Source organism: Streptomyces sp. NPDC059853, from assembly GCF_042731495.1.
Taxonomy (GTDB): domain Bacteria; phylum Actinomycetota; class Actinomycetes; order Streptomycetales; family Streptomycetaceae; genus Streptomyces.
Window position 1 is genome coordinate 1 of record NZ_JBHWJL010000262.1, and the last position, 7,433, is coordinate 7,433.

At 74.2% G+C, this 7,433-nt stretch carries 8 protein-coding genes and 1 pseudogene; 5 read left to right on the forward strand and 4 right to left on the reverse strand.

Annotated elements, in window-relative coordinates; all coding sequences use genetic code 11:
* The first annotated feature begins 196 nt into the window (after nucleotides 1-196).
* The 3 genes from ACFV5N_RS22025 (at nucleotide 197) to ACFV5N_RS22035 (ending at nucleotide 3,128) form a co-directional block, all read left to right on the forward strand.
* Nucleotides 197-1,087, forward strand: coding sequence for a LysR family transcriptional regulator (locus ACFV5N_RS22025; RefSeq protein ID WP_385602502.1), 891 nt, complete (start codon nucleotides 197-199; stop codon nucleotides 1,085-1,087).
* Entirely contained in the window at nucleotides 1,084-1,986 is a 903-nt protein-coding gene (locus ACFV5N_RS22030) for a serine hydrolase (protein WP_385602505.1), read from the forward strand. The genes ACFV5N_RS22025 and ACFV5N_RS22030 overlap by 4 nt, the downstream gene beginning before the upstream one ends.
* Before the next feature lie 599 nt (nucleotides 1,987-2,585).
* Entirely contained in the window at nucleotides 2,586-3,128 is a 543-nt protein-coding gene (locus ACFV5N_RS22035; protein WP_385602507.1) for a VOC family protein, read from the forward strand.
* Between the two features lie 142 nt (nucleotides 3,129-3,270).
* On the opposite strand, the gene ACFV5N_RS22040 is transcribed toward ACFV5N_RS22035, so the two are convergent.
* The 3 genes from ACFV5N_RS22040 to ACFV5N_RS22050 all read right to left on the reverse strand — a co-directional run bounded on the left by ACFV5N_RS22040 (nucleotide 3,271) and on the right by ACFV5N_RS22050 (nucleotide 5,201).
* Complete coding sequence (locus ACFV5N_RS22040; RefSeq protein WP_385602510.1) at nucleotides 3,271-3,957, reverse strand: GntR family transcriptional regulator; 687 nt, start codon at nucleotides 3,955-3,957, stop codon at nucleotides 3,271-3,273.
* A gap of 63 nt (nucleotides 3,958-4,020) precedes the next feature.
* The gene (locus tag ACFV5N_RS22045; protein WP_385602513.1) at nucleotides 4,021-4,584 is read right to left on the reverse strand and encodes a YbaK/EbsC family protein; all 564 of its coding nucleotides are present in this window, start codon (nucleotides 4,582-4,584) and stop codon (nucleotides 4,021-4,023) included.
* Nucleotides 4,585-4,631: 47 nt separating this feature from the next.
* Nucleotides 4,632-5,201 carry a helix-turn-helix domain-containing protein gene (locus ACFV5N_RS22050; RefSeq protein ID WP_385602516.1) on the reverse strand — a complete coding sequence of 190 codons (570 nt, stop codon included), beginning with the start codon at nucleotides 5,199-5,201 and terminating at the stop codon, nucleotides 4,632-4,634.
* A gap of 173 nt (nucleotides 5,202-5,374) precedes the next feature.
* On the opposite strand from ACFV5N_RS22050, the gene ACFV5N_RS22055 reads away from it, so the two are divergent.
* Nucleotides 5,375-6,235: an EamA family transporter gene (locus ACFV5N_RS22055; protein WP_385602519.1), complete on the forward strand. Its 861-nt coding sequence runs from the start codon at nucleotides 5,375-5,377 to the stop codon at nucleotides 6,233-6,235.
* A 19-nt stretch (nucleotides 6,236-6,254) separates the two neighbouring features.
* Nucleotides 6,255-7,151: a hypothetical protein gene (locus ACFV5N_RS22060; RefSeq protein ID WP_385602521.1), complete on the forward strand. Its 897-nt coding sequence runs from the start codon at nucleotides 6,255-6,257 to the stop codon at nucleotides 7,149-7,151.
* 85 nt (nucleotides 7,152-7,236) lie between these two features.
* On the opposite strand, the pseudogene ACFV5N_RS22065 reads toward ACFV5N_RS22060, so the two are convergent.
* Nucleotides 7,237-7,433 (reverse strand): annotated as a pseudogene (locus ACFV5N_RS22065) (spermidine synthase-like protein); the annotation flags it as partial.

Below are 7,433 nucleotides of genomic sequence, written 5' to 3' on the forward strand. Positions count from 1 at the left end.
CAGCAGCGCCGCGGGCAGCCGCCCCCGCCCGTGTCCGCGTCCGCTTCCGTGTCCGCGTCCTCGCATCACCGGCATCCCCTTCGCTCCCCGGACAGGGCCTCTCCCCGCCCGTGAGCCCTCACCCTGCCGCCGCCGTGCGATGCCGTCCAAGACCCGAACGCGTGGTTCGATGCCGAAGTGGCATAGGGTCGGCCGCATGGATCTGGTCGGTGCCTGCCGCGCCTTCGTCAAGGTCAGCGAACGCGGCAGCTTCACGGTGGGGGCGGCCGCCGCCCGGATGGCGCAGTCCGTCGCCAGCCGCCGGATCGCCGCGCTGGAGAAGCACTTGGGCGAGCCGCTGCTGGAGCGCACCGCCCGCCGGGCCACGCTCACCCCCTTCGGCCGGGACCTGCTGCCGCACGCCCGCCGGCTCGTCCAGCTCGCCGATCTGCTGGAGCACGAGGCGGAGACCGCCAAGCGCCGCCCCTTCCGGCTGGCCGTCCCGGACAGTTGCCCGCCCGGGGCGCTGGCCCGGCTGATCGCCGCCGCCCGCCGGCACGAGCTGACCCTGGAGCCCGCACCGCTGCCACCGGCCGAACGCGCCGAGCGGGTCCGGGTCCAGGAGGTACGCGCGGCCCTGATCGCCGTCCCCGCGGACGAGGCGGTGTGGACCGTACCGCTGGGCCTGGCCCAGACCGCCGAACCCTCCGGGGCGCGCATCCATCTGGAGACGCTGCGGGCCGGGCGCACCGACCGCGAGCCGCCCCGCCGGGTGTGGCTCCAGCCGGAGGACGAGGTGCCGCACGTCCGTGACCCGCTCGGCCGGCTGCGCGACGCGGTCGGGCTGCGCCCGGCGCAGCTGCGGTCCGCGCCCTCCCTTGCGGCGGCCACCGCCGAGGTGCTGGGCTCGCGGGACCTGCTGCTCTGCTCGGCGGCCCAGGCCGCCGAACTCGGGCTGTTCTGGCGCCCGCTGGGCGAGACCACGCCGGTGCGCGGCTATGACGTGGCCGCCACGGTGCGGGCCGACGGCGACCGGATCCGCGGCCTCCTGGGCGACGCCATCGCGTCCTGCCTGGGAGCCGGCACCGCGCGGCAGGCCCGAGGATGAACGACGAACGGCTGCTGCGCGAACTGCGTGACCTGCTGCGGGACGGCGGGCTGCGCGGCTCGTTCCTGGTCCGGGACCTGGCCACCGGGGACGAACTGGGCATCGACCCCGACCGGGAGCTGCCCATCGCCTCCCTGGTGAAGATCCCGCTGGCCATCGCGACCCTGGAACGGGTCAGACGCGGCGAACTGGACGCCACCCGGCAGATCGAGGTGGCGCCGGGACGGGTGACCGCGCCCGGGCCGACCGGGCTGAGCCGGTTCCGGCACCCGGCCCGGATGGCGGTCGAGGACCTGCTGTATCTGGGCCTGTCGATCAGCGACAGCAGGGCGGCCGACGCGCTGTTCGCCCTCACCCCGCCCGCCGAAGTGGCCCGGATCCTGGGCGAGCTGGGTCTTGAGGGCATCAAGGTGCGGCATCCGATGGGGGATCTGGAGGACACCCCGGTGGAGCGGCTCGGCCCGCAGCAGGCGCGGCTGGCGCAGGAGCTGGTGATCGCCGCGGCAGGCAGCGGCCCCGGCCATCCGGTGCCGCAGCTCGACCTCGCGCAGGCCAACACCGGGACCGCCAGGGCCTTCACCGATCTGCTCCAGGCGCTGTGGACGCCCTCGGCGATCGATCCGGGCAGCGCCGCCCGGATACGGGAGCTGATGGGCGCCAATCTGCTGCGGCAGCGGCTGGCCCCCGACTTCAGCTCGGACGCGGCCCTGTGGTCGTCCAAGACCGGGACGCTGCTGCATCTGCGGCACGAATCGGGGGTGGTGGAGCACGCGGACGGGCAGGTGTTCGCGGTGACCGCGCTCACCGAGTCACGGGTGGCGGCGGGGCGGCAGCCGGAGGCGGAGGCCCTGATGGGCCGGGTGGCGCGGGCGCTGCGCGACCAGCTGCGGCAGGGCTGACAGGGCGTCATCCTGTCGGTCCGTGACGAGATGCCGTCGTGAGCGGCCGGGTCGCTGAACGACGGTTCCTCCGGGCACCCCGCCGCCGACCCCCGCACCCCACACCCTCGCCCCCCGCATCGTTTGGCGCGGGCCGAGGCCGGCCCGGGGTGGCCCCGCCGCCGCCCACGAGCACCGGCCGAGGCGGCGACCCCAGCCCTCAGCACGCTGGTCACCACACACCGCCCTGCCTCCTGGGAAGCACCAACGACCGCACCAGCAGACGATATTCAGCGCAAATCTAGAGACTTTATTGACTTCTCGCGAGCCCATCCTTAGGTTGGGCCGAGTCGAAGACCTCAGGGGATGGGGGTTCCCGGGGTCACCGGCAGCCGAACCGACGGCCGAACCCGGCCGGTTGTCCCTCCCACCCCACGCGGCCCGCGTCGTCCGGGCCGCACGGCCGACGCCCCGACCGTGCCACGGCCATCAGCGACGTTTCCCGACGACCACGCACCACCGGCGCCCGGACCAGCGCGGACTCCCCTGCCCCCGTGTCCCCGCCCAGCACGACGCGCCACGGCGCAGCCCTTTCCATCCGAACCCACGGAGATCACCCCATGAGCACGCAGCTACCGCTCCGCCTGCACCACTACGGCTGGACAGTCGACGACCAAGAGGCCAACCGGCAGTTCTACGAGGAGGTGATCGGCCTGCCGCTGATCGCCACCTGGACCGAGATCGAGGCGATCAACGGGACCGAGTACGCCCTCTCCCACACCTTCTACGGCCTGGGCGACGGCAGTGCCCTGGCGTTCTTCCAGCTGGCCGACCCCGAGGCCCAGCGGCAATTCCACACCGAGATCAACCCCACTCCGATGCGCCACGTCGCCCTGAAGGTGGAGCAGGAGACCCAGGACGCCATCCGCGCACGCCTCACCGCGGCCGGCTACAAGGAGCCCGGCACGTTCGTCGTCGACCACGGCTACTGCGTCTCGCTCTACACCGTGGACCCGAACGGGCTCCACCTCGAATTCACCGTTGACCACCCCGACGTGGAACGCATCAACGCCGAACGGCTTCGCACGGCACACGCCGACCTGGCCCGCTGGCTCGGCGGTGACCACACCAGCAACAATCCGTGGCGCCCCGGAGCGAACTGAGGCCCGGACCCACCCGGCCACCGGCCCGACGCTCCCGCCCGGAGAGGGCGACGCACCGGTCGTGGCCCGCCACACCCCGGGACGGGCGCGGCGCCGGTCACACGGAACGCGTCACGGGGCGCGCCGGGTCCACGACCGGGGATCAGCTGCGTGCTTCGAGATGAACGGCCGCTGCGCTCAGCGCGTCGGTGGTGCGCTGGATGTGCTGAGCGATCAGGCAGCTGGCGGTCACCTCGTCGCGGGCGACGACGGCATCGAGGAGCTGGCGGTGCTCCAGGGCGACATCGCGGTCCGGGTCCGGGTCCGGGGTGGCCGCCCCGGACCACCACCGGTAGAGCGAAGCGGATTCCCGCAGCGAGGTGGCGACGGACAGCAGCGTTCCATTCCGGCAGCCCCGCAGGATCGCGGCGTGGAACGCCTCGTGCGCGTCGACCCAGGACTCGTTGATCTTCCCGGCCTTCGTGGTCCTGGGGGTCCTGGCGAGAACGTGGTGCGCGGCGATCACCGAGGATTCCCAGGCCAGGTCGCCCTGCGCGATCGCACGGCGCAGGACCACACCCTCGATCTCGACCCTGGCTTCGGTGATCTCGTGGAGGTCGGCGAGACTCAGGGTGCGCACGCGGAAGCCCTGCTGGGGCAGGGCCACGGCCAGGCCCTGCTCGGCCAGACGGACGAGCGCCTCGCGGACCACCGACTGACTGACGGTGAAGCGGTGCGCCAGTTCGACGAAACGCAGGCGGGAGCCGGGTGGGAGCGTGCCGTGCAGGATCTCCGCGCGGACCTTCTCGTAGACAAGCTCGGATCGGGTCGTCGGGATGCGGCTGGCCATGGACCGATACTATCCGCGGCCGGGAATCCCCCCGGAATCTCGCGATATGAGGCGCAGCCCCGGTCAGGACCGCGGGACGCCCAGGCCCTCGACCACCGTCGCTCCCGGCAGGGTGCCCAGCGCCTTGCCGGGCAGGATGATCTTGCCGCGGCGGTTGCCGCTGCCGATCAGCGCCCAGGGCAGGTCGGCCGCCGCCGCGTCCACCAGCAGCGGCCAGCCGGCCGGCAGCCCGATGGGGGTGATGCCGCCGTACTCCATGCCGCTGCTCTCCACGGCGGTGTCCATCGGCGCGAACGACGCCTTGCGCACCCCCAGCTGCCGGCGCACCGCGCCGTTGACGTCAAGCCGGGCGGTGGCCGGCACCACGGCCGCCGCCAGGGTGGTCTCGCCGCCCCGCTTCCCGGCGACCACCACGCAGTTGGCCGAGGTCTGCTCCAGGTCGGCGCCGTAGGTGGCCACGAACACGGCGGTGTCGGCCTTCTCCGGGTCGGTGTCCACGAACAGCACCTGCTCGACGGGGACCGGGCCGGTCCAGGACCGCAGGGCGGTGAGCACCGGGTCGGGCAGCAGCTCAGGGCACTCGATGGCCGGGCGGGCGTCGTCGAAGTCTCCGATGGGGGCGCGCATGGCGGCACCCTAGCAAGGCGGCACCGGAGCCGGGGCGCCCCTCGGGGTCAGGCCGAGGGCACCGAGACGGCCATCATGAAGTCCACCGGTTCCGGGCCGTCGTTGCGGTAGCTGTGCGGCACATGGGATTCGTAGGAGGCGGAGGCGCCGGCCGGCACCCGGTGGTCCTCGCCGTCCAGGACGAGGGTGAGTTCTCCGGCGGTGACGTGGACGAGTTCACTGGTGCCGACCGGGTGCGGGTCCGAGTCGCTGCCCTCGCCGGGCATCAGCCGCCAGCGCCACAGCTCCAGCGGCCCGGGGGCCTCCGTCCCGGCGAGCAGGGTGCTGTGGCTGCCGGCCTCGGTGGACCACAGCCGGACGGCCTGATCGCCGGTCACCAGCCGGACGGCGGGGCCGCGGTCGAAGTCCAGGAGTGTGGTGATGCTCACCCCGAGCGCGTCGCCGACCTTCACCACGGTGCCGACGCTGGGGTTGGTCCTGGCCTGTTCGATCTGGATGAGCATGCCCCGGCTGATGCCGGCGCGGGCGGCGAGCGTGTCCAGGGTGAAGCCGCGTTCGGTGCGCAGCCGGCGCAGGTTGCGGGCGAGTGACTGGGTGAGCTGATCGAGGTCGGTCACAGGCGGGCGGCCTCTCCACGGGGCGGTGGGACGGGGCGGGCTGGGCGGAACGGGTGGGGCGGACCACGGCCGGGAGAGCACCGGGGTCAATTATTCTGCATCGCACAGTGCAACAGAATGAGCTACAGTACGCCGGTCCCCTCCGTTCACCACACTGTACTGCGAGGTCATCGATGGTAGCCCTGGCCCTGGTCACCAGCCTGCTGTGGGGGCTGTCCGACTTCGGTGGCGGGCTGCTGTCGCGCCGCACCCCGCCGCTCACCGTCATCGTGGTCTCGCAAGGGCTCTCCGCGCTGGTGCTCGGCGTGGTGGTGGCCGTCACCGGCGCCTGGAGCGCGGTGGGGCCGGGGCTGTGGTTCGCGGCGGCGGCCGGGGTCATCGGGCCCGCCGCCATGCTGTGCTTCTACCGGGCGCTGGCCCACGGGCCGATGGGGGTCGTCTCGCCGCTGGCCGCCACCTCCGTGACCGTCCCCATCGGGGTGGCGCTGCTGCTGGGCGAGCGGCCGCAGCCCGTGCAGTACACCGGGATCGCCATCGCCCTGCTCGGCGTGGTGCTGGCCGGCGGCCCGCACCTGCGCGGCGCGCGGGTGCAGCGCCGCACCGTGGCCCTGGCACTGGTCTCCGCGGCCGGTTTCGGCGCGGTGCTGGTGCTCATCGTGCACGCCTCCACCACCGTGCTCGGGCTGCTGCTCGCACTCTTCGTCCAGCGGGTGTGCAGCGTCGCGGTGGGCGGCGCCGCCCTGTACGCGGCGGCGCGGCGCGGCGATCCGGTGCTGCCGGACGGCGGCCGGCGCGGCCTGCTGACCGCGCTCCCGGCGCTCGCCTTCGTCGGGGTGGCGGACGTGGCGGGCAACGCCACCTACGCGCTGGCGGCCTGGATCGGACCGGTGACCGTCGCCGCCGTCCTCGCCTCCCTCGACCCGCTGATCACGGCGACCGCCGCACGCGGGGTGCTGCGCGAACGGCTGCGGCTGGTCCAGGCGGCCGGTGCCGGGCTCGCGATGACCGGGACCCTGCTGCTGGCGTCGGGGTAGCCCTCTATTCTCCTGTGTCATGAGGCCAGATGGACAGCAGCCGCAGGGCGGCCCGCCGGGCACGGGGGGACACCCGTACCCGTGGCAGGGCCCGGGGTACGCGCCGACCGCGGTCACCCCGCCACCGCCCCGCCGCGGTCGCCGGACGAGGACGGTGCTCGCCATCGTGCTGGCCGCGGCCGTGGTCGGCGCCGCGGCGGCCACCACGGCGCTGGTGCTGCGCGGCGGTGACGGCTCGCCGGAGGGCGGCGGCGAGGAGAACCCGGTGGGCGCGCGTCCGGCCCCCGACGACCCGCGCCGCGCCGTGGTCGAGAAGCCGGATCCGGTGGTGGCGCCCGACTGGCGGGTGCAGACGAACGCGGACAAGCACAGCGCGTTCGACGTACCGCCCGAGTGGAACACCAGCTCCGAGGACACCTACGTCGGGTACAACGACCGCCGGGAGGGAGCCGAACCCGGCGCCCTGCTGGTGGCGATGAGCGCGCCCAGCAACTACCTGTACGGCTGGTGCGCCGAGGCGGAGAATCCCAGCGCCCGGTCGACGGCCGGCACCAAGGCGGGCCAGGGCGCCTCGGGCACCGAGGAGGCCGCCCGCAACGAGGCGATGAACTGGGTGCTGGCCGCCTACGACCAGGAGCAGCTGGGCACCTTCGAGATCACCGAGCCCGAGCCGTTCACCAGCGACCACGGCATCACCGGGCACACCGTGACCGCCACGGTCACCGACCTGGTCGAGAACCGGCACGAGCCGTGCGAGGCGCCGGAGGGCGGCAAGGCCGTCACCTTCTCCTTCATCGACGCCGAGGGCGATCTGGCCACCTGGGTCCTGCTGACCGACACCGGCTTCCCCGAGGAGCCGTCCCAGGAGACGATCGACGCGATGATGAGCAGCCTGCGGCCGTACGCCGTCGACTGACGCCCGTCCGGCCCGGCCCGGCTCCCGGGGCGGGCCGGACCCGCCGGTGCCGCCGCCCCGCGCTGCCCCCACGCCCCCGCGCGGCTCAGCCGACGCCGAACGCCCCGGCGGGCGGCAACGGCGAGGGGCGGGCCGCGTCCTCCGGGACCGGGCGGGCGTCACCGGTCAGCCGGCTCAGCTCGCCGCCCGCCACCAGCCGGGCCGGGAACGGGTCGGCGGCCAGCCGGCGGGCGAGCCCCTCCGGCGGCAGGGGCGCGGCGGCGGAGGCGAGCAGCACCAGAT

Bases quoted from the DNA above. Each gene is read 5' to 3' on its own strand.
- ACFV5N_RS22025 (WP_385602502.1), top strand. From the start codon at position 197: ATGGATCTGGTCGGTGCCTGCCGCGCCTTCGTCAAGGTCAGCGAACGC.
- ACFV5N_RS22030 (WP_385602505.1), top strand. From the start codon at position 1,084: ATGAACGACGAACGGCTGCTGCGCGAACTGCGTGACCTGCTGCGGGAC.
- ACFV5N_RS22035 (WP_385602507.1), top strand. From the start codon at position 2,586: ATGAGCACGCAGCTACCGCTCCGCCTGCACCACTACGGCTGGACAGTC.
- ACFV5N_RS22040 (WP_385602510.1), bottom strand. From the start codon at position 3,957: ATGGCCAGCCGCATCCCGACGACCCGATCCGAGCTTGTCTACGAGAAG.
- ACFV5N_RS22045 (WP_385602513.1), bottom strand. From the start codon at position 4,584: ATGCGCGCCCCCATCGGAGACTTCGACGACGCCCGCCCGGCCATCGAG.
- ACFV5N_RS22055 (WP_385602519.1), top strand. From the start codon at position 5,375: ATGGTAGCCCTGGCCCTGGTCACCAGCCTGCTGTGGGGGCTGTCCGAC.
- ACFV5N_RS22060 (WP_385602521.1), top strand. From the start codon at position 6,255: ATGAGGCCAGATGGACAGCAGCCGCAGGGCGGCCCGCCGGGCACGGGG.